The following is a 755-nucleotide window of genomic DNA, read 5'->3' on the forward strand; positions in this document are numbered from 1 at the left end:
TAATTTCTAAAACCGTCGGCGCTAAGCTCTAGCAAACTGAACGAGTTAACATCGGTTTGTGCCTGCGTTGCGTCACCACGGCCTGGCGTAAACGGCACCGTAATGTCGTATCCGCCATCTTTAGCGGCTTTTTCAATCGCTGCTGCACCGGCTAAAACGACTAAATCGGCTAGTGATACCTTGCGTGGGCCTGAGTTGATGTCTTGCTGAATGTCTTTTAACACATTTATCACTTTCGCGACTTCGTCAGGATTGTTCACCGCCCACTGAGCTTGAGGCATCAAAGCAATACGTCCACCGTTTGCACCACCGCGCATATCGGTATTACGATAGCTAGCTGCAGACGCCCAAGCCACTCTGACCAATTCAGACACTGTTAAATCCGTGCTTAGGATCTTGTCTTTCAGCATAGCAACATCGCTAGCATTGATGCTTGACTCACTGCTTTGGTCAATAGGATCTTGCCAAATATGAATATCTGCGGGTACATCGTTACCTAAGAAGTTTCTAGGTGGTCCCATATCTCTGTGAGTCAACTTATACCATGCCTTTGCAAAGGCTAAACGATACTCTTCAGGGTCAGCTAAGAAACGCTCAGCTATTTTACGATACTCTGGGTCAAACTTAAGCGCCAAATCAGCGGTGGTCATTACCGGTGGATTAAACTTACCTTCCACGTGCGCATCTGGCACAATTTTATGCAAAGACTCATCGGTTGGGATCCACTGGATAGCACCTGCGGGGCTGCGAGTTTG

General features: G+C 47.8%; 1 protein-coding gene. It reads right to left on the reverse strand.

The features are described 5' to 3' along the window. The coding region (locus AB9H30_RS19340; protein ID WP_371196431.1) for a peroxidase family protein at nucleotides 1-755 on the reverse strand (755 nt) is incomplete at both ends.

Source organism: Glaciecola sp. SC05 (genome assembly GCF_041380235.1).
Classification (GTDB): domain Bacteria; phylum Pseudomonadota; class Gammaproteobacteria; order Enterobacterales; family Alteromonadaceae; genus Glaciecola.